The organism is Actinokineospora sp. NBRC 105648 (genome assembly GCF_030269645.1).
In the GTDB taxonomy this organism is placed as follows: Bacteria; Actinomycetota; Actinomycetes; order Mycobacteriales; family Pseudonocardiaceae; genus Actinokineospora.
Genome location: NZ_BSTR01000011.1, coordinates 22,503 through 46,403 on the forward strand (window position 1 = coordinate 22,503; position 23,901 = coordinate 46,403).

Sequence of the window (23,901 nt, forward strand, 5' to 3'; positions counted from 1 at the left end):
GGCCGAGGCCCTTGCACTCGGCCGCCCAGGGGCTCGGGGGTGTCCCGGTCAGCGCCCGACCACCTCGGCGATGACCTCGACGCCGCGGTCGATCTCGGCCTCGGTGATCACCAGCGGCGGGGCGACCCGCAGGGTGGTGTCGTGGGTCTCCTTGCAGAGCACGCCGCGCGCCATCATCGCCTCGGAGGCGGCGCGACCCTCCGGCCCGCCGGGGGCGATCTCCACGCCCGCCCACAGGCCGCGGCCGCGCACCTCCGCGACGCCACGACCGACCAGCTCCCCCAGCGCGCGGTGCAGGTACGCGCCGAGGGAGGCTGACCGGTCCTGGAACTCGCCGGTGGCCAGCAGCCGGACCACCGCGCGGCCGACCGCGCAGGCGAGCGGGTTGCCGCCGAAGGTGGAGCCGTGCTCCCCCGGCCGGAGCACGCCCAGCACGTCGCCCCGGCCGACCACCGCGGACACCGGCAGGATGCCGCCGCCGAGGGCCTTGCCGAGGGTGTAGAGGTCGGCGCGCACGCCGTCGTGGTCGAGGGCGAACAGCGTGCCGGTGCGGGCCAGCCCGGACTGGATCTCGTCGGCGACCAGCAGCACGTTGTGCTCGTCGCACAGCCTGCGCACCTCGCGCAGGTAACCGGCGGGCGGCACGACCACGCCCGCCTCGCCCTGCACCGGCTCCACCAGGACCGCCGCGGTGCGCGGGGTGATGGCGGACTCGAGGGCCTCGGCGTCGCCGTACTTGACCGTCACGAAGCCCGGGGTGAACGGCCCGAAGTCGGCGCGGGCGGTCTCGTCGGTGGAGAAGGAGACGATCGTGGTGGTGCGGCCGTGGAAGTTCGACCCGGCGACGATGATCTCCGCGGTGTTCTCCGGCACGCCCTTGACCCGGTAGGCCCACTTGCGGGCGACCTTGAGCGCGGACTCGACGGCCTCGGCGCCGGAGTTCATCGGCAGCACGAGGTCGGTGCCGGTCAGCTCGGCCAGCTCGCGGCAGAACAGGCCGAGCTGGTCGTGGTGGAACGCGCGGCTGGTCAGCGTGACCTTGCCGAGCTGCTCGACCGCGGCGGCCACCAGCGCGGGGTGCCGGTGGCCGAAGTTGAGCGCGGAGTAGCCGGCCAGGAAGTCCAGGTAGCGCTTGCCCGCGACGTCGGTGACCCAGGCGCCCTCCGCCTCGGCGATGACGACCGGGAGCGGGTGGTAGTTGTGCGTGCTCCACCGTTCGTCCAGGGCGATGTAGTCGGCGGCGGTGGTGGAGACGGTGGCGGTCATGTCTTCAGGCTATGTCCTGAATCACGTCGGATTCATCCGTCGAGCGTTGCTTTCGGCGCCTATTCATTGCGCCATCGGCCCGTCGCGCGGCCGATCGTTGCGTGGGGGTTTATCCTGCCCCCATGGCGAAGAAGAAGGCCGCCTCGGTGCGGGATTCCCTGAGGGTACGTCCGGGCGCGGGGATCCACCTGTCGCCGCGCGACACACCGGTCGGACCGGCGTCGAAGTCCGACGCGGCCGAGTCGCTGGCCGAGACCGGCACCCGGCTCGCGGCGGTCCAGGAGGCGCTGTGGGCCGAGGGCGTCTTCGGCGGCGGCACCCGGAGCGTGCTGCTGGTGCTGCAGGGGATGGACACCTCCGGCAAGGGCGGCACCATCGACCACGTGTGCGGCCTGGTGAACCCCCAGGGGTTGCGCATCGCCTCGTTCAAGAAGCCCACCCGCGCGGAGCTGCGGCACGACTTCCTGTGGCGGATCCGCAAGCAGGTGCCGCCCCCGGGGTACGTGGGTGTGTTCGACCGCTCCCACTACGAGGACGTGCTGGTGGTGCGGGTCGAGTCGCTCGTGCCGGAGGAGATCTGGTCCGCCCGCTACGACCAGATCAACGACTTCGAGGCCGAACTCGCGGCGGCGGGCACCACGGTGGTGAAGTGCTTCCTGCACATCTCACCGGAGGAGCAGAAGTCGCGCCTCGTCGCCCGGCTCGAAGACCCGCAGAAGCAGTGGAAGTACAACCCGGGCGACATCCAGGCCCGCTCGAAGTGGAGCGCCTACCAGCAGGCCTACGACGCGGCCCTCGCGCGCTGCTCCACGGAAGCGGCGCCGTGGTACGTGATCCCGGCGGACCGCAAGTGGTACCGCAACTGGGCGGTGGCCAACATCCTGCTGGAGACGCTGACCGAGCTGGACCCGCAACTGCCGAAGCCGGACTACGACGTGGCGGCCGAGCTGGCCCGGCTCAACGAAGCCGATCCCCTGAGCTGACACCGCGATCGCGCCCGTGGAGCCACACGAAACCTCGACTTTCTTCCAGCTCCCACCCGCACGAGCCGCACAGTCGCTGCCAACTGCTCGATGGGCTGCTTGGTTGGCGGGGGTTGCTCGATGGGCTGAAGTGGCTTTGTTCGGGGCCCCTAAGAAAAGAGGCGCCGGGGTGAAGCGGGTGGGAAAGGGATCACCCACGCCGGAGCCAGGCTAGCGCCTCTTTTCTCCCCGAACAAAGCCACTTCAGCCCATCGAGCACTTGGCTGGGTAGTGGCCGTTGGTGGGCAGTGGCTTCAGCCCTTCGAGCTAACCTGCGGTCCTTTTGTTCCTGCTTCAGCGAAACTGGGGAATGATCTTGTCGCCGTAGGCGGTCAGGGTTTCGTCCTTCTGGTCGTGCATCAGGTAGACCGCGAACTGGTCGACGCCCAGTTTCTTGAGTTCCATCAATCGATCGACGTGTGCCGATTCCGGTCCCAGTAGGCAGAAGCGGTCCACGATCTCGTCGGGGACGAACTCGGTGGATGGATTGCCCGCTCGGCCGTGGTGGGTGTAGTCGTAGCCGGCCCGGCCCTTGATGTAGTCGGTCAGCTCGTGCGGTACCGGGCCGGATTCGCCGTACCTGGCGACGAGGTCGGCCACGTGGTTGCCCACCATCCCGCCGAACCAGCGCAGTTGGTCGCGTTGGTGGGCCAGGTCGTCTCCCACGTAGGCCGGTGCCGCGACGCAGATCGTGATCGACGTCGGGTCGCGGCCCGCCGCCGTGGCCGCGGTGCGGACCGCGTCGATGGTCCACCGGGCGATGGCCGGGTCGGCCGTTTGCAGGATGAAGCCGTCGGCGTGCTCGCCCACCAATCTGAGGGCGCGGGGGCCGTAGGCGGCCATCCACACCTCCAGCGCGCCGTCGTGCACCCAGGGGATCCGCACGGGCGCGCCGCCGTAGGTGACTTCCCGCCCGCACGCGAGTTCGCGGATGACGTGCATGGATTCCCGCAGCACCGCCAAGTCCGCCGGTGGTTGCCCGATCACCCGTCGTGCGGAGTCGCCGCGGCCGATGCCGCAGACGGTGCGGTTGCCGTACATGTCGTTGAGGGTGGCGAACAGCGACGCGGTGACTGACCAGTCGCGGGTGCTCGGGTTGGTGACCATCGGGCCGACGACCAGGGTGCTGGTCTCGGCGAGGATCCGCGAGTAGATGACGAACGGCTCCTGCCAGAGCACGACCGAGTCGAACGTCCAGCCGTGGCTGAACCCGTGCCGCTCGGCCGCGACCATCAGGCGCACCACTTCGCGTGCGGGTGGGTCGGTTTGCAGCACGACTCCGAAGTCCACGGTCCGCTCCCTAGATCAGGTAGTGCGACAGCCCGCGCGGCAGGAACTCGCCGTGGCCCTCGTGGCCGTGGAACGTGCCGTCGGCGATCACCACCGAGCCCCGGGACAGCACCGTCTCGACCCGGCCGGTGATCTCCATGCCCTCGTAGGCCGAGTAGTCCACATTCATGTGGTGGGTGAGCGCCGAGATCCGCTGCCGCGCGGCCGGGTCGTAGACCACGATGTCGGCGTCGGCGCCCGCCGCGATCACGCCCTTGCGGCCCTGCAGCCCGAACATCCGGGCGGGCGTGGTGGAGCTGACCTCCACCCACCGCTCCAGGCTCAGCTCACCCGCGACGACGCCCTGGTGCAGCAGGTCCATCCGGTGCTCGACACCGGGCATGCCGTTGGGGATCTTGGAGAAGTCCTCGCGCCCCAACGCCTTCTGGTCCTTGAAGCAGAACGGGCAGTGGTCGGTGGAGACGACCGAGAGGTCGTTGGTCCGCAGGCCCCGCCACAGGTCGGCCTGGTGGTCCTTGGTCCGCAGCGGTGGCGAGGCGACGTACTTCGCGCCCTCGAAGTCCGGTTTCGCCATGTCCTCTATGGACAGGTAGAGGTACTGCGGGCAGGTCTCGGCGAACACGTTCTGCCCGGTGTCACGGGCTTGCGCGACGGCGGCGAGCGCCTGCCGGGCGGACAGGTGCACGATGTAGAGCGGCGCGCCGGTGACCCTGGCCAGTTGGATCGCCCGCGCGGTCGCCTCGCCCTCGAGCTCGGGCGGGCGGGTCAGGCCGTGGTAGATCGGGTCGGTGTGACCGGCCGCGAGCGCCTGGGAGACGAGTTCGTCGATCGCGATGCCGTTCTCGGCGTGCATCATCACCAGCGAACCGGTCTCGGTGGCCCGCTGCATGGCGCGCAGGATCTCGCCGTCGGTGGAGTAGAAGACGCCGGGGTAGGCCATGAACATCTTGAAGCTGGTCACCCCCGCGTCGACGCACTGGCGCATCTCCTTGAGCGAGCCGTCGGTCACCTCGGAGATGATCATGTGGAAGCCGTAGTCGACGGCGCAGCGGCGGTCGGCCCTGGCGTGCCACTTGTCCAGTGTGGACAGCAGTGAGGTGCCCCTGGCCTGCACGGCGAAGTCGATGATCGTCGTGGTGCCGCCCCAGGCCGCGGCGGTGGTGCCGGTGGCGAAGGTGTCGTGCGAGGACGTGCCGCCGAAGGGCATCTCCATGTGCGTGTGCGCGTCTACGCCACCGGGGATGACGTACCGGTTGTGCGCCTCGATCACCCGGTCGGCCTCGGTGACCAGCCCGGGGGTGGTGACCGCGGCGACCCGCTCGCCGTCGACGAGGACGTCGCCGAGCAGGGTGCCGGTGGCGTTGACCACCAGACCGCCGCGAATCAGGGTGCGCGTCACGGCCGCGTCAGCGCGTCGTAGGTGTCCGGGCGTCGGTCGCGGTAGAACGCCCACAGGTCGCGCACCTCGGCGAGGGAGTCCATGTCCAGCTCGCGCACCACGACCTCCTCGTCGGTGTCCGACGCGGCCGCGCCGACGAGCTGCCCGCACGGGTCGACGAAGTACGACTGGCCGTAGAAGTCGTTGTCGCCCAGCGGTTCCACGCCGACCCGGTTGATGGTGCCGACGAAGTACTCGTTCGCCACCGCCGCCGCGGGCTGCTCGAGCCGCCACAGGTACTCCGAGAGCCCCCGGCTGGTCGCCGACGGGTTGAACACGATCCGCGCCCCGGCCAGGCCCAGCGCCCGCCAGCCCTCGGGGAAGTGCCGCTCGTAGCAGATGTAGACCCCGATCCGCCCGACCGCGGTGTCGAAGACCGGGTAGCCGAGGTTGCCGGGGCGGAAGTAGAACTTCTCCCAGAAGCCCTTCACCTGCGGGATGTGGTTCTTCCGGTGCTTGCCGAGGTAGCTGCCGTCGGCGTCGATCACGGCGGCGGTGTTGAAGTAGACACCGGGCTGCTCCTGCTCGTACACCGGCACCACGAGCACCACCCCGTGCTCCCGCGCGACCTCGCACATCAACCGCGTGGTCGGGCCGTCCGGCACGGCCTCGGTGTAGGAGTAGTAGTCGGCGTCCTGGACCTGGCAGAAGTAGGGCCCGTAGAACAGCTCCTGCAGGCACACGACCTGGGCACCCTGGCCCGCGGCGGTGCCGACCGCCGCGACCGCGTTCGCGATCATCGAGTCCTTGTCGCCGGTCCAGCGCTGCTGGACCAGTCCGGCCTTCACGATCTCCGGCACGGGCGCTCCTTCCCACTGCCTGCGACTTCCCGCTGCCTGCGACTTCCCGCTGCCTGCTGCTCTCACTGCCTGCTGCTTCTCACCGCTTGCGACTTCGCACCGGCTGCCACTTCGCACTGGCCGGCTACCACCGCGTGTCGTCCTGCGCGGGTGAGCTACCCCCAACAGGTACTCCGTGCCCGGCCCGGCCGCCACCGGATCGGCCGTGCGCCATCACCCGACCGTGCCCGGCCGGATCAGGTATGGTGCTCGGGGTCGGCCCTGCCCCGCGAGGCGGGAGCCGGGGCTCGTCGTCGAGGGGGGTGACCGGCGGATGACCGTCACCATTCGACTGAATGGCCGTGGAACCAATTCGAGTAATTCACCTGAATGGTTTAGTTGGACTCGATCGCGGCTCCATCCGGGTCATTGTGGCGATTTTCGGACGCGCTCAGTAGGCGTTCACCCAACCGGGTCGGCGGAGCGTTCTGCCGCCCGTGTCCAGTATTCGGCGAGTCGGGCCCGGCCCACTGCGCCCAGCGATCCGCGGTGATGGTGGGTGTTCGAACGCATGTCCGAGTCCAGGCGCACCATGGGGGTCGTCCCAGTGTTCTCGCACGGTGACCACCTCACGCGCCACGACCTGGAGTCGATCGCCGATGACCGACACCGCTACGAACTGGTGGACGGGGTCCTCCTGATGAGCCCGTCCCCCCGACCGCTGCACCAGCGGGTGGTGGCCAGGGTCCTGGCCAGGATCACCCCGCTGTGCCCACCGGACTGCGAGGCGCTGCCCGCCCCGGTGGACGTCGTGCTGGCCGAGGACACCGTGATGATCCCGGACGTGCTGATCGGCAGGCGCCGGGACTTCACCGACCGGGCCCTGGTGGGCACCCCGGTCCTGGCGGTCGAGGTGGTCTCCCCGTCCAGCAGGCTGATCGACCGCCACCTCAAACCCGCCCGCCTGGCGGCGGCGGGCTGCCCGCACTACTGGATCATCGACCCGTCCACACCGGACATGACCTGCTTCGACCTGGTGGGGGAGGAGTACGCCCAGGTCGCCACGGCCACCGGCGAAGGCACGATCACCCTGACCGCGCCGTTCCCCATCACGTTCTCCCCGGCCGACCTCGTCTCGGACTACTGACCACGCGCGGAAGCGGCTCGCGTGAGTCCGGAACGACGACGGCCCACGTCACGCGCCCACAACAGGGGATGGCGAATTGGCCCCCTCCACCACGAGCGACGGCACCCCACCCCCGTCGGCGGGAACCGACCACACGTCGTTCACCCCGTCGGACCGCTGCAGCCCGTACCCCACGGTCTGGTCCGACAGCCACACAGCCTGGTCGTCCACGCTCGAGACCTCGGCCAGCGGCACCGAGGTCAGCGAAACGAGATCGAGCACCGAGAGCCGCCACCCCTTCTTCGGGTCCCCCTCGATCGCTGACTTGTAAGCGATCCGGGACCCGTCGGGCGACAACGAAGGGCACTCCATGTTCTCCTTCAACGTCCGCACCGTGCGAGCGGCGAGATCCCCTTCGACCAGGTAGCGCTTCCCTCCGGTGGACAGCGTCGCGTAGAACCGGTTGTCGTCAGCGGCGAACGTGACGCCCCAGTAGTTCACATCGGCGGCGCCGTGCGGCACCCCGTCGACCACGGCCGAGAACTCCTCCAACGACTCCACGACCCGCCCGGTGGACCGGTCCAGGATCCCGGTGCGGGTGGAGAACCCGGTGGTCGCGTAGGAGTGCCCATCGATGAACACGGTCCAGGACACCATCCGGCCACTGGCCGAGATCCGCAGCCGGTTCGGGAACCCGGTCAGCGGCACGGTCTTCTGCTCTTGCAGGGCGGAGTTCATCACCACCAACCGGGTGCCGGTCAACGCGTCCACCGGCACCAGGCAGGCCACCGTGTCCCGCGCCGCGTAGGCGCGGTCGCACTTCCGGTCGGTCAACGACCGGGGCCCGCGGGTGTCGTTCGCCGAGACAGTCGACAGCACCCCGTTCGTCAACACCTGCATGCGTGCCCCGGTCTGCACCGCCGACGCCGCGTCGGCGACCTCGGCCGGGGCCGAGCGGACCACGTAGACCACCGCGACGCCGCCCAGCACCAGGGCGGCGGCCAGGGCGATCAGGATTCGATTGCGCAGCGTCAGCATGGTTCCCCAGTTCGATTGACCCGCCCGAAGACCACCGCGGTGACGGCGATCGCCACGCTGACCGACCCGGCGGCGGCGACCAACGCCGTCGCCGGACTCCACAGCTGCCAGAACAGTCCGAACAGGACAGATGAGCCCAGGTAGGCCAGCGCCTGGCCGGTCTGGATCAGCGCCATCCCGGTCGTGCGCAGCCGCTCGGGCAGCACCCGCCCGGCCAACGCCATCAGCACGCCGTCGGTGGCGGCGTAGAAGACCCCGTAGAGGACCAGGACGACCACGACCAGCGGCAACCCCGCCACCGGGCTGAGCAGGGCCAGGTAGACCAGCGCCAGGGCGCAGTACCCGCCGAGCATCACCCGCGACCGCCCGACGCGGTCGGCCAGGGCGCCCAGCGGCGCGGCCAGCAGCAGGTACACCAGGCTGGTTCCGACGGCCAGCACCGGGAACCAGCCCATGGACAGCTCGCCCCGCCGCTGGAGCAGCAGGTACACGAAGCCGTCGCCCACGGTCACCAGGCCCAGCAGCGTGGCGGCGAGGAGCAGGGCCTTGACGCCGGGGACCCGCAACAACCCGACGGCCGCCCGGGGTGACACCGCCTTGGGCGTGCTGGGCGTCTGCTTGTCCCGCACGAACAGCACCAGCACGACGACGCCGAACGTCGCGATCAGCGCACTGGTGAAGAACACCGCGTCGAAGGCCTGTGACCCGGCGACCGCCAGCACGGCCAAGGCGACCAGCGGACCGGCGAACGCCCCCATGGCGTCCATCGACCGGTGCACGCCGAATGCCCGCCCGAGTTGTTCCTGTGGCGTGGAAAGGGTGATCAACGCGTCGCGCGGGGCGGTGCGCAGGCCCTTGCCCGCGCGATCGGCCGTGATCGCGAATCCCAGCGCGGCCACCGAGTTCCCCGCCGCAATCAAGCCGAGCTTGGCGACCGCGGAGATCCCATAACCCAGTCCCGCAACGGTTTTCCGCCGGTTGGTGCGGTCGGCGACGTAGCCGCCGAGCAGGCGGAGCAACGCGGTGGCGCCGGTGTAGAGGCCGTCGAGCGCGCCGTAGGCCAGCGGGGAGAGGTGCAGACCGATGACCAGGTACAGCGGCAGGACGGCGGTGACCATCTCCGCGGAGATGTCGGTGATCAGGCTGACCGAGCCGAGCGCGACGACGTTCCCCCCGACCATCCACTTGCGACGGTCGATGGCCTCGGCGGCCGGGGGCTTGCTGATGGTCGACAGGTACATCGGGCACCTCCAGGGCGGTGATCCCGTCGGGGTGGTGGTGCGGGCGGGTCCGGCTGGACCCGCCCGCCCCGGGGGAACCGCCTAGTGGCAGGCGTTGGTGCCGCTGTCGGCGTAGGTCTTGCCCGCCTCCGGCACGAACTGCCAGTCGTAGCTGTTGGCGTGCAGGGTGAACTTCAGGACGCCGTGGGTGTTGTTGTTGCGCGCCTCGGAGTTCGCCGCGATGGTGCCGAAGCTGTAGAAGCCCGCGCCGCCCATGCCCGCGACGAAGTGCCGGATGCCGCGCGCGCCGTCGGCCGCGCCGCTGGGGTTCATCGGCGCGAACCGCTCGTACTGGTGGTTGTGGCCGGTGACGATGACCTCGGCGTTGTAGTCGTAGAGCGCCTGCACCAGCGGTCCAGCGGTGGTGTCGGGTGCGTGGTTGGAGCCGGAGGTGAAGCGCGGCTTGTGCCAGTACGCCAGGGTGCACGGCTTGGTGTTGGCCGCCAGGTCGGCGCGCAGCCACTGCTCCTGCGGCGAGCCCGCGGACTTGGTGATCTCGCTGTTGAGCGAGACCACGTGCCAGTTGCCCAGGTCGTAGGAGTAGTAGCCGCGGCCGGACGGACCGGCCTGCGCGCCGAAGTAGGAGTAGTAGCCGGTGGCGCCGGAGGTGTTGTAGTCGTGGTTGCCCGGCGAGGGCTTGGTGCGCGCCTTGTGCCTGCCCCAGGTCGGGTTGTAGTAGGAGTTGAACTCCGCGGTGGTGCCGTTGGTGTAGACGTTGTCGCCGGTGGTGAACACCGTGCCGGGGATGCCGTCGAGCAGGTTGGCCGTGGCGGTGTCGCCGGAACCGGAGTCGGCGATGTCGCCCGCGCCGACCAGCACCGGGTCAGCGGTGGGCTGCGTGGTGGTCGGCGTCGTGGTCGGCTGGGTGGTCGTGGTGGGGGTGTCCGAGGTGATCACCAGCTGCGGCGCGGTGGCCGCGCCGGACTCGCGCGAGTCGTAGTCGGCGCCGTCGCTGTTGGTGGAGGTCACCGCGATGCTGACGGTGCCGTTGCCGGTCACCGCCGAGGTCACGTCCACCTCGTACCAGGCGTTGCGGCTGACCGCGCCGAGCGTGCCGAGGGTGGCGCCGTCGACGGCGGGCTGGTTGGCCCAGGTGGTGCCGGTCTCCGACCAGGTGGTGCTGCTGACGGCCTTGAGGGTGCCGCCCGCCGGGCTGTTGGAGCCGCTCACGTCGTCGGTGTGCAGCCGCAGCCTCGCCCCGGTCACCGGCGCGGTGAGACCGCTGACGGTGAACCGCAGGAAGATCCGCTTGACCGGGGAGTTGTCCACGCCGAGCTGGCCGGAGGTGCCGTAGTTGGTACCGGTGGAGCTGTTGTCGACGTAGGTGTCGGCGACGGGGGTGAACGTGTTCGTCGCGGCGGCGGCCACCGGGGCCGAGCTGACCACGGCGATCACCGTCGCCGCCGCCACGCTCAGCACGCCTGCGACGGCGCCTGCGGCCTTGGCTTTTCGACTGGGCATGTCGAAGCCTTTCCCTGGTTCGTGTGTCCGTTCGGGACCCCTCACCTTTCTTGGGCCGGTCTAACGGTCACCATGACGATCACCGACGGTGGGATGGCCACCGGGTGAACAGTCCGCCGGGTGCTCGACCGCCGGTGCTCACCCGGTCCGGGCGATGGTGATGATCTCCGGCGATCCCGCGGTCAGCGGCGAGCGGTCCCAGTCGCCGAACTGCCGCTCGACGGCGAACCCGGCCGCGGTCAGGGACTCCACCAACGCGGGGTGGTCCAGGAAGCGCAGGGTGCTGGCACTGGTGCGCCGGTCACCGGTGTCCGCGGTGTAGGTGGTGGTGAAGCGCACCAGGTCGCCGTCGGCAGTGGCGTCGTGGCCGACCCGCAACGTGGTGCTCCCGCGGGTCACCTCCCTCGACCGGTCGGGCGTCCACGACTCCCAGGCGCGGGCTCCCGGGTTGCGGGTCTCGAAGGCGAAGCGCCCCCGCGGGCGCAGGGCCCGGTGGATTCCGGCGAGCGCGGTGCGGACCTGGTCGTCGGTGACCAGTTCTTGGAAGGCGTGGCCGGTCATGACCACCAGGTCGAACTCGGCGTCCCAGGTGCTGGTGGTCAGGTCGCCGTGTACCCATTCGACCTCGATGTCGGGGCGCTCACGGGCCACCGCCAGCATCTCCGCGGCCGGGTCGAGTCCGCAAAGCCTGCCGGGGTGCCCGGCCGCCCTGGCCAGGTGGAGCAGTTCGCCGGTTCCGCAGCCGACGTCGAGCACGGCGGGCGCGGCCAGCACCAGCGGGAGGTAGAAGTCGAAGTCCCGGCGGCCCGCGCACAGCGCGTCGTACCAGCGGGCCAGGTCGGGGTCGGTGAACTGCTCGTCCATCCACCCGGCATACCACCTGGGCGTGGCGCGGACCGGGTTCGGCGACCACACTCGGGGGATGTCCGAGATCCCGCTGGTCGACCGACACCGAGCCGTCCTGCCCTCGTGGCTCGCCCTCTACTACGCCGAGCCGATCGAGATCGTCGCCGCCCGGGGCAGGCGGGTGACCGACTCGACCGGTGCCACCTACCTGGACTTCTTCGCGGGCATCCTGACCAACGCGGTCGGCTACGACATCGCCGAGATCAGCGACGCGATCCGCCGGACCGTGGCCACCGGGGTGCTGCACACCTCGACGCTCTACCTGATCCGGGCCCAGGTCGAGCTCGCCGAGAAGATCGCGCGGCTGTCCGGGATCCCGGACGCCAAGGTGTTCTTCACCAACTCCGGCACCGAGGCCAACGAGACCGCGCTGATGTTGACCACCCAGTTCCGCCGCAGCAACCAGGTCTTGGCACTGCGCAACTCCTATCACGGGCGGGCGTTCGGCACGGTCGGCATCTCGGGCAACCGCGGGTGGTCGGCGAGTTCGCTCTCCCCGGTCAAGGTGAGCTACGTGCACGGCGGTTACCGCTACCGCAGCCCGTTCCGCCATCTTGCGGACGACGAGTACATCCGTGCGTGCGCCGAAGACCTGCGTGAGGTCATCGAGACCACCACCTCCGGGGACGTCGCGTGCATGGTGGTCGAGCCGATCCAGGGCATCGGCGGGTTCTGCGTTCCGCCGGACGGGTTGTTCGGCGCGTTCGAGGAGATCCTCGACGAGTACGGCATCCTGCTGGTCTCCGACGAGGTGCAGACCGGCTGGGGCCGCACCGGCGAGCACTTCTGGGGCATCGACGCGCACGGGGTCACCGCCGACCTGCTGACCTTCGCCAAGGGGCTGGGCAACGGGATGGCCATCGGCGGTCTGGTCGGCCGCCCGGACGTGGTGGACTGCCTGACCGCCAACTCGCTCTCGACCTTCGGCGGCAACCCGGTGGCCACCGCGAGCGCCAACGCGACGCTGGACTACCTGCTGGACCACGACCTGCAGGACAACGCGGCCAAGCTCGGCGCCCGGCTCGCCGACGGCCTGCATGAGATCGCCGCGCGGTACCCGGTGGTCGGGGACGTGCGCGGGAAGGGCCTGATGATCGGCATCGAGCTCGTCCACCCCGACGGGTCGCCGAACCCGCGGGCCGCCGTGTTCGTCTTGGAGGAGACCAAGAGGAACGGCCTCCTGGTCGGGAAGGGCGGTCTGCACAACAACGTCATCCGCCTCGCCCCGCCGATGACGCTCACCGACGACGAGGTCGACGAGGCGCTCGGCGCGCTCGCCCGGTCGATCGCCAGGGCCGGGGGCGACTGAGGGCCATCACGCACTGGATCCGCGGCAGACGAGGTGCGGCGCGCGTTGGAGGCGGTCGAGTTCGCGTGCGCGCTCACCTTGCTCGAGGGCGGTTAAGGCGGACAGCCGCCCACCGGCACAAGGTGGCGTCCTATGTGGACTCCGGGACGGGGCGGACCTGGCAGTAGCCGGTCGCGCGCACCGATCGAGGGCGGGTTCTGGTTGGGGCCGAAGCTGTTCGACAATGTCACCACCGACTCGGCGCTCCACACCGACACATGAGGGTGGCCGCGCGGGCTGTCCACGGGCCCGCGCGGCCACCTCCCCCGGGGAACGCCCCGCGCTCAGCTGATCTTGGCGATCACCTGCTTCGCGGTGTCGATCGGGATGCTGAAACCGATCCCGACGCTCCCCGCGGACCCGTCCGCGCTCGACACCGGCGAGTAGATGGCGGAGTTGATGCCGATCACCCGACCGGCGGTGTCGAACAGCGGTCCGCCGGAGTTGCCCTGGTTGATAGAGGCGTCGGTCTGGATGGCCTTGTAGGACACGGTGCTGCCCGCCCCGCCCCGGACCGACCGCGAGTCCGATTCGGACGGGATGTTGACCTCGCGGTCGAGGGCGCTGACGATGCCGGTGGTCACGGTGCCCTGCAGACCGGCGGGCGAGCCCACGGCGATGACCTCGTCGCCGACCCGGACCTGGGACGAGTCGCCCAGCTCGGCGGCGGTGAGCCCGCTGACGCCCTCGGCCTGGACCACGGCGAGGTCGGCACTGGCGTCGGTGCCGACAACCTGAGCGTCGGCGGTCTTGCCGTCGGAGAAGGTGATGGAGATCGTCCGCGCGCCGTCCACGACGTGGTAGTTGGTCAGGATCCGGCCGTCGGCGCTGAGGATCACCCCGGACCCGATCCCCTGGGCGTTGGCGGTCCGCACGTTGACCTGCACGACGCTGGGCATGACCTTGGCGACGATGGCGCTGACGTCGGTCGGCGTGCTCACCGAGGCGGTCTGCGCGGACTGCGTGGTGGTGGCGCTCGCGACCGGGGTGGCGGCCCCGTCGGACCCGATGAGCGCCCCGGCGGCGCCACCGAGCAGCCCGGCGCCGAGCACACCGGCCGCGACCAGGGCGACCGCCCCGCGCCGGATGCGGTTCCTCGGGGGTTCGGAGTGCCCTGGGTAGAACACGGGCGGGACTTGGCCGGTGAACGGCGGCGGGCCCGGGTTGGCGGCGTGCGACGGGTGGGTGAGCAGCGGGAGCGGCTGCTGCGGCTGCTGCGGCTGCTGCGGCTGCTGGGGCTGGGGCTGGGGCTGCTGGGGCTGAGGTCCCGGGTAGGCGTTCATGGGACAACTGTGCGGCCCGTGGTTGAGAGGAACCTGTGTATCACCAAGGGATTGCCCAAGAACGCGGTCGGCGGTCTCCCGGCCACCAGGCAGGTGCGCGACTCCCGGCCCCGGTGGGCGCGGGGGCAGTCGGTTCGGCGCGATAGCGGTCTGCACCGAACGGGCTAACTTCGTGATCCCCTGGTCGTGGCACGCTCGGTCAGCGTCCGCACTGTGAGCCACGTCCTGCCGCGTCCACGTTCCTCCGGCTAGGTTGTCGGCCGTGACCAGTGAGACCTCCTTCCTGCGCCTACAGGCGCGGACCCAGCGCTTCACCCTCGGCTCGCCGCGTGAGTTCAAGATCGCCCCGGATGGCGGTCACCTGCTGTTCCTGCGCTCCGCCTCCGGCGAGGACCGCACCCACCTCCTCTGGCGGCAGGACCTGGCGACCGGCCAGGAGACCCGGCTCGGGGACCCGGCGGTCCTGCTCGGCTGTGCCGAGGAGCTCCCCGCCGAGGAGCGGGCGCGCCGGGAGCGCAGCCGGGAGCAGGGCGGCGGTGTCGTGGGCAACGCGACCGACGCCGCGGCGCGCGTCGCCGCGTTCGCCCTCTCGGGTCGGCTCTTCGTGGCCGACGCGCGGACCGGCGAGTCGCGTGAGCTGGCCACCGCCACCCCGATCGTCGACCCGCGCCCGGACCCGACCGGGGCGCACGTGGCCTACGTCGCCGACAACGCGCTGCGGGTCGTCGCGGTCGACGGGACCGGGGACCGGGCGATCGCGACGCCGGACGGGCCCGACCAGGCCTGGGGGCTCGCCGAGTTCGTCGCGGCCGAGGAGATGGGCCGCGCGCGCGGGTACTGGTGGTCACCGGACGGGACCCGGCTGCTGGTCGCGTTCACCGACAAGGGCGACGTCCAGCGCTGGCACATCGCCGACCCGGCGAACCCGGGCACCGAGCCGCACACCGTGGCCTACCCGGCCGCGGGCACGCCGAACGTGGTCGTCCGACTCGCGGTCATCGGCCTCGACGGCACCCGGGTCGATGTCGACTGGGACGGTGTCGACCTGCCCTACCTGGCGGCGGCGCACTGGTCGGCGGGCGGTCCGCCGCTCATCGCGGTGCAGTCGCGGGAGCAGCGCGCGGTCGAGATCCGGACCGTCGACCCGGACTCCGGGGTCACCGAGGTGCTGCACACCGAGACCGACGACCAGTGGGTCGAGATCTACCCCGGTGTCCCCGCCTGGACCCCGGACGGCCGCCTGGTCCGGATCACCGCCCGCGCCGGGGCGAACCGGCTGGTGGTCGGCGACGTCGAGGTCAGCGGCGACCTGCAGGTCCGCTCGGTGCTCGACGTCGACGACCAGGACGTGCTCTACACCGCCTCGGCCGAGGACCCCACCCAGGTGCACGTGTACGCGGGCGACCGCCGCGTGTCCACTGTGGACGGCGTGCACAGCGCCGCCCGCGCGGGGGACACCGTCGTGCTGACCTCGTGGTCGCTGGACTGGTCCGGTCCGCGCGTGCACGTCCTGCGCGCGGGCGAGGTGGTCGGCGAGGTGGCGAGCCTGGCCGTCGACCCGCCGTCGGTGCCCAACGTCCAGTTGCTCACCGTCGGCAGCCGCGACCTGCGCGTCGCCCTGCTCTACCCGAGCGGCCACGTCCCCGGCAGCGAGAAGCTCCCGGTCCTGCTCGACCCCTACGGCGGCCCGCACGCCCAGCGCGTGCTCGCCACCCGCAACGCCTTCCTCGGGCCGCAGTGGCTCGCCGACCAGGGCTTCGCCGTGCTGGTCGCCGACGGTCGCGGCACCCCGGGGCGCGGGCCGGAGTGGGAGCGCGAGATCCACCTCGACTTCGCCGGGACCACGCTCACCGACCAGGTGGACGCCCTGCGGGCGGTGGCCGCCGAGCACCCCGACCTGGACCTCGACCGGGTCGCCATCCGCGGCTGGTCCTACGGCGGCTACCTCTCGGCCCTGGCCGTGCTGCGCGCCCCCGAGGTGTTCCACGCCGCGATCGCGGGCGCGCCGGTGACCGACTGGCGGCTCTACGACACCCACTACACCGAGCGCTACCTCGGTCACCCGGACGAGCGGCCCGAGGTCTACGAGCGGAACTCGCTGATCGACGACGCCCCCAAGCTCGACCGGCCGCTGCTGATCATCCACGGCCTGGCCGACGACAACGTGGTGGTGGCCCACTCGATCCGGCTCTCCAGCGCGCTGGTGGCCGCGGGCAGGCCGCACGCGCTGCTGCCGCTGCCCGGGGTCACGCACATGACGCCGCAGGAGGACGACGTGGCGGAGAACTTCATGCTGCTGCAGGTCCGCTGGCTCAAGGACGCCCTCGCCCGCTAGGCGGCGACCAGTCCGACCGGCCCGACCCGCTCGACACGCCCGACCCGGTGCCCGCGCGCCGGGTCGGGCGCGTGACCCGCGGGTAGGGTCGCCGGGGGTCGAACCAGGGGAGGGTCGCATGGCGCGGACGGCGAGGTGGGGCATCACGCTGCCGCTGACCGGGGTGCCGCTCGGCGCGCACCGCGACCTGGTGCGCGAGCTGCCCGACCTGGGCTACACCGACGTCTGGACGGCCGAGACCGCGGGCACCGACGCGTTCACCCCGCTGGCCCTGGTCAGCCAGTGGGCGCCCGCGCTGGCGCTGGGCACCGCGATCACCCCGGTCTACACCCGGGGGCCCGCGCTGCTGGCGATGAGCGCGGCCACCATCGCCGAGCTCGCCTCGGGCCGGTTCACCCTGGGGATCGGCACGTCGTCGCCGGTGATCGTCGAGGGGTGGAACGGCGTGCCGTTCACCGAGCCCTACCGGCGCACCCGCGACACCCTGCGGTTCCTGCGCCCGGCGCTGGCCGGGGAGAAGGTCACCGCGGACTACGACACGTTCTCGGTGTCGAGGTTCCGGCTCGAGCGCCCGCCCGAGGTGCCGCCGCGGGTCATGCTCGCCGCACTGCGCCCCGGGATGCTGCGGCTGGCCGCCCGGGAGGCCGACGGCGCGATCACCAACTGGCTCGCCGCCGCCGACGTGCCCACCGTGCGCGCCGAGACCGGGCCGGACCTCGAACTCGTCGCCCGGATCTTCGTCTGCCCGACCACCGACACCGCGGCGGCGCGCGGCCTGGGCAGGCTGCTGATCAGCAGTTACCTCACCGTGCCCGCCTACGCCGAGTTCCACCGGTGGCTCGGCCGCGGCGACGCGCTGGAACCGATGTGGCGGGCCTGGGCCGCGGGCGACCGGGCCGCGGCGAACGCCGCCATCCCCGACCACGTGGTCGACGAGTTGGTGGTGCACGGGTCCCCGGAGTCCTGTCGGGAGCAAGTGCGGTCCTATGTGGACGCGGGACTGACCACCCCGGTGCTGGCCGTGCTGCCCACCGGTGCCGATCCCGCCGAAGGGGTGCGCACCCTGGCGCCGGAGCGGTAGGGCAAGCAAGATCCCTAGGTGTCACCCGGTGGTGGACGGCGGTAACCCGCTATCTTGCTAAGGGTAGGCATGCCTAAGAAGGGTGTTGGATGGCTGGATCGCGCTGGGCTGTGGACTCCTGCGGGGGTACGTCGGGGATGGTCGCCGCGCCGCGCCCCCGGCCGAGGCCGACCGATCCGCGGGTCTTAGGCCCCGCGCAAGGGATTTCGACCCTCGAGGCCCGGAACCCGGCCGCGAGCGGGTGGGTGCGATGACCGCCTCCCAGGTGCCCAGGCCGGTGCCGCTGCTGTCCTCCGACGTCGCGCTCGCCGGCGCGGAGCCGGTCGGCAAGCTGGTCGCCACCGCTCTGGCGGCGATGGCCCAGGGGATCGTGACCAGGGGCGGCCCGCTCCCGGCGGGCGGACCGGACGCCGTGCGCGCCGCGATCGCCGCGATCGAGCCGCTGCCGACCCGGGGGATCGGCGCCGAGGCCGCGATCGCCGAACTGAGCGGGGTGCTCGCGGCGGGCTCGGCCGACCCGGCCGACCCGTGGTGCGCCGCCCACCTGCACTGCCCGCCGCTGGCCGTCTCGGCCGCCGCCGACCTGGTGGCCAGCGTGCTCAACCCGTCGATGGACTCGTGGGACCAGGCGCCCGCCGCGAGCGCGCTGGAGGGCGCGTTCACCGCGCGGCTGGCCCGGCTGTGCTACCCGCGCGCCACCGCGCCGGACGCGCTGATCACCAGTGGTGGCACGGAGTCCAACCTCACCGCCCTGCTGCTCGCCAGGGAGGCGCTGGGGCCGGACGTGGTCGCGGTCTGCGGTCGCAACTCCCACCACAGCATCGCCCGCGCGGGGTGGCTGCTGGGCCTGCCGGAGCCGGTGCCGGTGGCCACCGTGGCCGACCGGATCGACCCCGCCGCGCTGGCCGAGGTGCTGCGCGGGCTGCGCCGCCCGGCTGTGGTCGTCGCCACCGCGGGCACCACGAACACCGGCGCGATCGACCCGCTGGGCGCGGTGGCCGACCTGGCCGCCGAGTCCGGCTCCTGGCTGCACGTCGACGCGGCCTACGGCGGCGCGCTGCTGTTCAGCGACCAGCGGCGCGCGCTGCTCGACGGCCTGGACCGGGCCGACACCATCGCCCTCGACCTGCACAAGCTCGGGTGGCAGCCGATCGCGGCGGGCGTGCTGGCCTGCCGCGAGGCGTCCACTGTGGACAACTTGGCCACCCGCGCGGACTACCTCAACGCCGACGACGACACCGAGGCCGGGCTGCCCGACCTGCTCGGCCGCTCGCTGCGCACCTCCCGCAGGCCCGACGCGTTCAAGATGGCGGTCACCGCCCGCGCGCTCGGTGTGCGGGGGATCGGCGAGCTGGTCGACCGGTGCTGCGAGACGGCCATGCAGGTCGCCCGGGCGGTCGACGGGCATCCCCGCCTGCGCCTGTGGGCGCACCCGACGCTGTCCACGGTCCTGTTGCGCCCCTCGATCGCCGACGAGGTGGGCGGTGCCGAGGGCGACGCGCTGGTGGCCGCGGTGCGCCGCGGCCTGCTCGACGAGGGCACCGCCGTGCTGGGCCGCGCCACGCTGGCGCCGGTCGACGGCGGCGGCGACCGGCTCTGGCTCAAGCTCACCCTGCTGCACCCGCACGCCACCCTGGCCGACTACCTGCCCCTGCTCGACCTCGTCGCGGACCGGGCGGCGCGGTGCTGCTAGACCTCGTCGGGATCGGCATCGGCCCGTTCAACCTGTCGCTGGCGGCGCTCGCCGCGCGGGTGGACGGGCTCGCCGCCCGGTTCCTGGAGCGCGAGCCTGAGTTCCGCTGGCACCCCGGCCTGCTGATCGAGGGCACCACGCTGCAGGTGCCGTTCCTGGCCGACCTGGTCACCCTGGTCGACCCCACGCACCCGCTGTCCTTCCTGGCCTACCTGCGCGACCGCGGCAGGCTCTTCCCGTTCTACTTCGCCGAGCGGTTCCACATCCCGCGCGCCGAGTACGACGACTACTGCCGTTGGGCCGCGCGGCAACTCCCCTCGTGTGTCTTCGACCAAGAGGTGCATGAGGTGCAGTGGTCAGCGGAGGACAACGCGTTTGCGGTAAGAAGCGGGACGGACACACTCTTAGCCCGCAACGTCGTCTTAGGCGTCGGCACCGAGCCGATCGTCCCGGAGCCCTTAGCCGGGTTCGCCTATCACTCAGCTGACTACCTGTCCGTGCGCGACAGGCTCGTCGACCTAGACGATGTAACCGTGGTGGGCTCCGGCCAATCCGGTGCGGAGGTCTTCCTGGACCTCTTGCGCCGGAGAGGGCGAGGACTCCGTTGGATCACCCGAACCCCCGCCTTCGCCCCCATGGAGTATTCGCGGCTCGGTCTTGAGCAGTTCACCCCGGACTACGCGCGCTACTTCCACGGCCTGCCCGAGCCGGTCCGCGACCGGTTGGTCCCCACCCAGTGGCAGCTCTACAAGGGCATCAGCGCCGAGACCATCGCCGAGATCCACGACGAGCTCTACCGGCTCACCATCGGCGGGCAGTGGCCAGAGGTCACCCTCGCCCCCGGCGTCGCCGTGGTCGGCGCCCGGGCCGACGGTGACCGTGTCGAGCTGACCGTGCGGCACGAGCAGCAGCAGGCCACCGCCACCGTGCGCACGAGCGCGGTCGTCTGCGCCACCGGTTACGCCGAGCGCGACCTGGAAGCGCTGGTCGGCCCGCTCGCCGGGCCGCGCGACGACGCCGGGCGGATCACCGTCGACGCGGACTTCCGGGTCGGGCTGCGGCCGGGGATCACCGGGTCGGTGTTCGTGCAGAACGCCGAGCGGCACACCCACGGGGTGGGCGCGCCGGACCTGGGGTTGGCCGCGTGGCGCGCGGCGACCATCCTCAACGCGGTGTGCGGGCGCGCGGTCCACCCACTGCCCGACCGCACCGCGTACACGACGTTCGGGTTGGCACGAGAGCGATGGAGGACCACGTGACGGCCGCATGGCGGGACGCGGGTGCGCTGGTAGTGCACAAGATGCTGGGTGAACTGAGCTACGAGGGACTGCTGCGGCCGACCGCCGAGGGCCCGGACGGGTGGCGGCTGGAGCTGGTCGGCGGCGCCGTCTACCGGTTCGCGGCGCGCCGGGGCGCGTTCGAGTCCTGGTCCGTGCGCCCGGGCAGCGCCACCCGCGACGGCGCCCCCGCCGACGACCCGCGCGAGCTGGTGGTCGACGCGCGCACCGAGCTGGGCCTGACCGGGCTGCGGCTGGCCGACGTGCTCGCCGAGCTCACCGCGACGGTGGCCAACGAGGCGGCCCGGCTGGCGCGCGCGCCGAGTGCCGCCGAGCTGTCCACAATGGACTACGACGAGGCCGACGGGCACCTCACCGGGCACCCCAGGCTGGTCCTGAACAAGGGCCGGGTCGGCTTCTCCGCCCACGACCGGGCCCGCTACGCCCCGGAGGCCGGTGCCGGGTTCGCGCTGCCCTGGCTGGCTGTGCACCGCGACCACGCGTCCTTCCGCTGCGTCGGGGCGCTCTCCGAGGAGCGGCTGCTCACCGCCGAGCTGGGCGCGGCCAAGCTGGCGGCGTTCCGGGCCAAGCTCGACGACCCGGGGCAGTACGTGCTGGTGCCGGTGCACCCCTGGCAGCTCGACGAGGTCGTCGGCACGCTCTACGCCAAGGAGCTGGCGACCGGCGCGGTGGTGCACGTCGGCGAGAGCGCCGACCGGTACCGTCCACACCAGACGGTCCGGACGCTGGCCAACGCCTCGCACCCCACCCGCTACGACGTCAAGACCGCCGTCTCGGTGCGCAACACGCTCGTCTACCGCGGTCTGGCCTCGGCCGCCACCCTCGCCGCGCCCGAGGTGACCACCTGGCTGCGCGCGGTCCACGACGGCGACGAGCTGCTGCGCGACACCTACCGGTTCGACCTGCTCGGCGAGATCGCCAGCGTCTCGGTGAAGCACCCGCTCTTCGGCGCCGTCGAGGAGCTGCCCTACCGGTTCCACGAGACGCTCGGCGCGTTGTGGCGCGAGCCGATCCGCACCCGGTTGGCCGATGGCGAGCGCGCGATCTCCTTCGCCGCCCTGACCTACCGCGGTCCGGACGGCGGCTCGGTGGCCGCGCACCTGGTCGCCGAGTCGGGGATGGCCGTCGAGGACTGGCTGCGCAGGCTGCTCGACATCCTGCTCACCCCGCTGCTGCACTGGCTGCTTGAGCACGGCGTCGGGTTCTGCCCGCACGGCCAGAACCTGATCCTGGTCACCGACGGGCGCGGTGCGCCCAAGCACGTGGCGATCAAGGACTTCGCCCAGGGTGTCGACCTGCTCGACGAGCCGCTGCCGGGCTACGACCTGCTCGGCCCGGCGGCGCGCGCGGACATGCTGCGCTGGCCCGCGCACCTGCTGGCGCAGTCGCTGTTCAGCTCGGTGTTCGCCGGTCAGCTGCGGTTCCTCGCCGAGGTCCTGGACGAGGAGCTCGGCTACCCTAGACCGCGGCTGTGGGCGCTGGTGCGGGAGATCGTGGGCGCCTACCGGGACGCCCACCCCGACACCGCGGCCCGGTTCGACGCGTGCGGGCTGTTCGACCCTGAGGTCGAGCGGGTCTGCCTCAACCGCGAACACCTTGCCGGGCAAGGGTTCGACAAGGTCGACCGGGACGACGAGTTCGACGTCCGCTTCGGCCGCGCGCGCAACCCGTTGGCGGCGCCGGACCCGGATGGTGCCTGGTGACCGGAATCGAATACGGCCGCCCGGTCGGGCCGCGCACCCTGGCCGCCCGCGCCCAGGCCGCGTCCGCGCTGTCCGGCGCGTTGCGCGGCGCGGTCGCCAACGGCACCGTGCGACGGGTGGTGTGCCTGGTGCCCGACCCGCACGCCCGGTTCGCCGCGGTCGAACTGGGCGCGGCGTTCTTCGTGGACACGGTGATGACCGCCGGCTACGGCCTGTGCGCGTACGTCTTCGGCTGGAACCCCGAGCGCGTCGCGGTGAACGCCCCGGCCGTCGACCAGTTCCTCGGCGGTTACGGCGACCTGCGGGTCCGCCCCGACCTGGCGACGCTGGCGCCCGCGGGCCCGGACACCTGGCACGTGGTGTGCGACGTGGAGTGGCCCGACGGCAGGCCGGTGCCGGAGGCGCCGCGCACGACGCTGCGGGACCAGCTGGTGGCCGCCGAGCGGGCCGGGCTGATCCCGTCGGTCGGCATCGAGCACGAGGTCACCTTCACCGCCCCGGACGGCACGCCGCTGACCTCGACCGGACTGGACTACGCGGTCGGCGGCCTGTCGCCGATGTCCGGCCTGCTGTCCGGCGTGAACGCCGCGGTCGACGCGCTCGGCCTGGGCGTGGAGTCGGCCCGGGGCGAGTGCCACCGGGGCCAGTACGAGATCGTGCTGCGCCACCGCGACGCCCTCGCCGCCTGCGACGACGCGATGCTGCACCAGGTCGCGATCCGCCGTGCGGCAGCGGAAAAGGGCGTCCGGGCGGGCTACCTGGCGGCGGAGTCAACGGGCGCGGGGAGTTCGTGCCACGTGCACCTGTCCCTGTCCGATCCCGCCGGCGCGTCGTTGGTCGCCGGTGACCGCCCGAATCAAGTGTCCACTGTGTTCGGTCACTTCCTGGCGGGCGTCCTGCGCGCCGCACCGGACCTGACCGCGATCTGGGCACCGACGTGGAACTCCTACGTCCGCTTGCGCACGGCCCCGTTCTCCCCGCGCACACTGCGCTGGGCCACCGACGACCGCACCGCGGCGGTCCGGCTGGCGGGCCACGGCCAGTCGCTGCGGATGGAGGCCCGGTTCGCCGGCGCGGACGCCCAGCCGCACCTGGTGGTCGCCGCGCTGATCGCCGCCGGACTGTCCGGAGTGGACGAACGACTGGCCCTGCCCGCGGCGAACAAGCTGGTGGGCGAGCTGGCCAGGACCCCGTGGGAGGCGTTGCAGCGCTTGGTCTCCTCGAAGCTGGCGGTGGCCCTGCTCGGCCAGCCGGTGGTCGACCACCGCGCCGCCATGCTCGGCGAGGAGCTCGACGCCGGGCTGGAGGCGGTCAACCCCTGGCACCGCGACCGGGGCGACCTGCGGTCCTGAGTCATCCTGTGGCGGTGCGGCAGATACCCACTACACGACCTAAGCGGGTGTAACACCCATCGCGGGTACCACGACACCTATTCTGCAACATCGTTGAGTGTTGGAGTGGTCAGATGTCGATGTTCCGCTGATTCCGGCTCGAACTCCACAGCGACGCCGCCATGGCGCTGCAGGCACTCGCACGTCCGTCTGGATCGCGTGT

Annotated in this window: 18 protein-coding genes; 9 read left to right on the forward strand and 9 right to left on the reverse strand. The window is 71.8% G+C overall.

The genetic code is table 11. The features are described 5' to 3' along the window. Positions 1–48: 48 nt before the first annotated feature. Positions 49–1,266 (reverse strand): ornithine--oxo-acid transaminase, encoded by a 1,218-nt coding sequence (gene rocD / locus QSK30_RS12830; protein ID WP_285502555.1) that lies wholly within the window; start codon positions 1,264–1,266, stop codon positions 49–51. Positions 1,267–1,388: 122 nt separating this feature from the next. On the opposite strand from rocD, the gene QSK30_RS12835 reads away from it, so the two are divergent. Then, positions 1,389–2,249, forward strand: coding sequence for a polyphosphate kinase 2 family protein (locus QSK30_RS12835; RefSeq protein ID WP_285502556.1), 861 nt, complete (start codon positions 1,389–1,391; stop codon positions 2,247–2,249). Between the two features lie 333 nt (positions 2,250–2,582). Here the strand turns inward: QSK30_RS12835 and QSK30_RS12840 are convergent, their stop codons facing one another. Genes QSK30_RS12840 through QSK30_RS12850 form a run of 3 tightly spaced genes read right to left on the reverse strand, consistent with a single transcriptional unit; the run spans position 2,583 to position 5,816 of the window. Next, positions 2,583–3,578: a TIGR03842 family LLM class F420-dependent oxidoreductase gene (locus tag QSK30_RS12840; protein ID WP_285502557.1), complete on the reverse strand. Its 996-nt coding sequence runs from the start codon at positions 3,576–3,578 to the stop codon at positions 2,583–2,585. A 10-nt stretch (positions 3,579–3,588) separates the two neighbouring features. Then, positions 3,589–4,977 (reverse strand): dihydropyrimidinase, encoded by a 1,389-nt coding sequence (gene hydA, locus QSK30_RS12845; RefSeq protein ID WP_285502558.1) that lies wholly within the window; start codon positions 4,975–4,977, stop codon positions 3,589–3,591. Beyond that, on the reverse strand, positions 4,974–5,816 hold the full coding sequence (locus QSK30_RS12850; protein WP_285502559.1) for a nitrilase-related carbon-nitrogen hydrolase: 843 nt from the start codon (positions 5,814–5,816) through the stop codon (positions 4,974–4,976). The genes hydA and QSK30_RS12850 overlap by 4 nt, the downstream gene beginning before the upstream one ends. 550 nt (positions 5,817–6,366) lie before the next feature. Between QSK30_RS12850 and QSK30_RS12855 the strand changes: the two genes are divergently transcribed. Beyond that, positions 6,367–6,942 carry a Uma2 family endonuclease gene (locus QSK30_RS12855; RefSeq protein ID WP_285502560.1) on the forward strand — a complete coding sequence of 192 codons (576 nt, stop codon included), beginning with the start codon at positions 6,367–6,369 and terminating at the stop codon, positions 6,940–6,942. A gap of 48 nt (positions 6,943–6,990) precedes the next feature. Here the strand turns inward: QSK30_RS12855 and QSK30_RS12860 are convergent, their stop codons facing one another. The 4 genes from QSK30_RS12860 to QSK30_RS12875 form a co-directional block, all read right to left on the reverse strand. After that, a complete protein-coding gene (locus QSK30_RS12860; RefSeq protein ID WP_285502561.1) occupies positions 6,991–7,959 on the reverse strand; it encodes a TolB family protein in 969 nt (322 codons plus the stop codon). Further along, complete coding sequence (locus QSK30_RS12865; protein ID WP_285502562.1) at positions 7,953–9,200, reverse strand: MFS transporter; 1,248 nt, start codon at positions 9,198–9,200, stop codon at positions 7,953–7,955. The genes QSK30_RS12860 and QSK30_RS12865 overlap by 7 nt, the downstream gene beginning before the upstream one ends. Positions 9,201–9,281: 81 nt before the next feature. Further along, entirely contained in the window at positions 9,282–10,700 is a 1,419-nt protein-coding gene (locus QSK30_RS12870; protein WP_285502563.1) for a CBM96 family carbohydrate-binding protein, read from the reverse strand. A 138-nt stretch (positions 10,701–10,838) separates the two neighbouring features. Beyond that, positions 10,839–11,564 (reverse strand): class I SAM-dependent methyltransferase, encoded by a 726-nt coding sequence (locus QSK30_RS12875; protein WP_285502564.1) that lies wholly within the window; start codon positions 11,562–11,564, stop codon positions 10,839–10,841. Between the two features lie 58 nt (positions 11,565–11,622). Here QSK30_RS12875 and QSK30_RS12880 point away from each other — a divergent pair, with 58 nt between their 5' ends. Next, entirely contained in the window at positions 11,623–12,915 is a 1,293-nt protein-coding gene (locus tag QSK30_RS12880) for an aspartate aminotransferase family protein (RefSeq protein WP_285502565.1), read from the forward strand. 323 nt (positions 12,916–13,238) lie between these two features. On the opposite strand, the gene QSK30_RS12885 is transcribed toward QSK30_RS12880, so the two are convergent. Continuing rightward, positions 13,239–14,237, reverse strand: coding sequence for a S1C family serine protease (locus tag QSK30_RS12885; RefSeq protein WP_285502566.1), 999 nt, complete (start codon positions 14,235–14,237; stop codon positions 13,239–13,241). A gap of 262 nt (positions 14,238–14,499) precedes the next feature. Here QSK30_RS12885 and QSK30_RS12890 point away from each other — a divergent pair, with 262 nt between their 5' ends. From QSK30_RS12890 to QSK30_RS12915, 6 genes are all read left to right on the forward strand, one after another. Continuing rightward, positions 14,500–16,572 (forward strand): S9 family peptidase, encoded by a 2,073-nt coding sequence (locus QSK30_RS12890; RefSeq protein ID WP_285502567.1) that lies wholly within the window; start codon positions 14,500–14,502, stop codon positions 16,570–16,572. A 118-nt stretch (positions 16,573–16,690) separates the two neighbouring features. Continuing rightward, positions 16,691–17,653, forward strand: a complete 963-nt coding sequence (locus QSK30_RS12895) for an LLM class F420-dependent oxidoreductase (protein ID WP_285502568.1) — start codon at positions 16,691–16,693, stop codon at positions 17,651–17,653. Between the two features lie 250 nt (positions 17,654–17,903). Then, entirely contained in the window at positions 17,904–19,346 is a 1,443-nt protein-coding gene (locus QSK30_RS12900; RefSeq protein ID WP_285502569.1) for a pyridoxal phosphate-dependent decarboxylase family protein, read from the forward strand. Then, positions 19,337–20,605 carry a lysine N(6)-hydroxylase/L-ornithine N(5)-oxygenase family protein gene (locus QSK30_RS12905; RefSeq protein ID WP_285502570.1) on the forward strand — a complete coding sequence of 423 codons (1,269 nt, stop codon included), beginning with the start codon at positions 19,337–19,339 and terminating at the stop codon, positions 20,603–20,605. The genes QSK30_RS12900 and QSK30_RS12905 overlap by 10 nt, the downstream gene beginning before the upstream one ends. Next, complete coding sequence (locus QSK30_RS12910) at positions 20,590–22,347, forward strand: IucA/IucC family protein (protein WP_285502571.1); 1,758 nt, start codon at positions 20,590–20,592, stop codon at positions 22,345–22,347. The genes QSK30_RS12905 and QSK30_RS12910 overlap by 16 nt, the downstream gene beginning before the upstream one ends. Beyond that, positions 22,344–23,699: a type I glutamate--ammonia ligase gene (locus QSK30_RS12915; protein WP_285502572.1), complete on the forward strand. Its 1,356-nt coding sequence runs from the start codon at positions 22,344–22,346 to the stop codon at positions 23,697–23,699. The genes QSK30_RS12910 and QSK30_RS12915 overlap by 4 nt, the downstream gene beginning before the upstream one ends. Positions 23,700–23,901 lie beyond the last annotated feature (202 nt).

What these genes read in the sequence shown, in the direction of transcription:
- QSK30_RS12900 (WP_285502569.1), top strand. Translation starts at nt 17,904, where the DNA reads ATGACCGCCTCCCAGGTGCCCAGGCCGGTGCCGCTGCTGTCCTCCGAC.
- QSK30_RS12855 (WP_285502560.1), top strand. Translation starts at nt 6,367, where the DNA reads ATGTCCGAGTCCAGGCGCACCATGGGGGTCGTCCCAGTGTTCTCGCAC.
- QSK30_RS12885 (WP_285502566.1), bottom strand. Translation starts at nt 14,237, where the DNA reads ATGAACGCCTACCCGGGACCTCAGCCCCAGCAGCCCCAGCCCCAGCCC.
- rocD (WP_285502555.1), bottom strand. Translation starts at nt 1,266, where the DNA reads ATGACCGCCACCGTCTCCACCACCGCCGCCGACTACATCGCCCTGGAC.
- QSK30_RS12895 (WP_285502568.1), top strand. Translation starts at nt 16,691, where the DNA reads ATGGCGCGGACGGCGAGGTGGGGCATCACGCTGCCGCTGACCGGGGTG.
- QSK30_RS12875 (WP_285502564.1), bottom strand. Translation starts at nt 11,564, where the DNA reads ATGGACGAGCAGTTCACCGACCCCGACCTGGCCCGCTGGTACGACGCG.
- QSK30_RS12870 (WP_285502563.1), bottom strand. Translation starts at nt 10,700, where the DNA reads ATGCCCAGTCGAAAAGCCAAGGCCGCAGGCGCCGTCGCAGGCGTGCTG.
- QSK30_RS12865 (WP_285502562.1), bottom strand. Translation starts at nt 9,200, where the DNA reads ATGTACCTGTCGACCATCAGCAAGCCCCCGGCCGCCGAGGCCATCGAC.
- QSK30_RS12910 (WP_285502571.1), top strand. Translation starts at nt 20,590, where the DNA reads ATGGAGGACCACGTGACGGCCGCATGGCGGGACGCGGGTGCGCTGGTA.
- QSK30_RS12835 (WP_285502556.1), top strand. Translation starts at nt 1,389, where the DNA reads ATGGCGAAGAAGAAGGCCGCCTCGGTGCGGGATTCCCTGAGGGTACGT.
- QSK30_RS12860 (WP_285502561.1), bottom strand. Translation starts at nt 7,959, where the DNA reads ATGCTGACGCTGCGCAATCGAATCCTGATCGCCCTGGCCGCCGCCCTG.
- QSK30_RS12880 (WP_285502565.1), top strand. Translation starts at nt 11,623, where the DNA reads ATGTCCGAGATCCCGCTGGTCGACCGACACCGAGCCGTCCTGCCCTCG.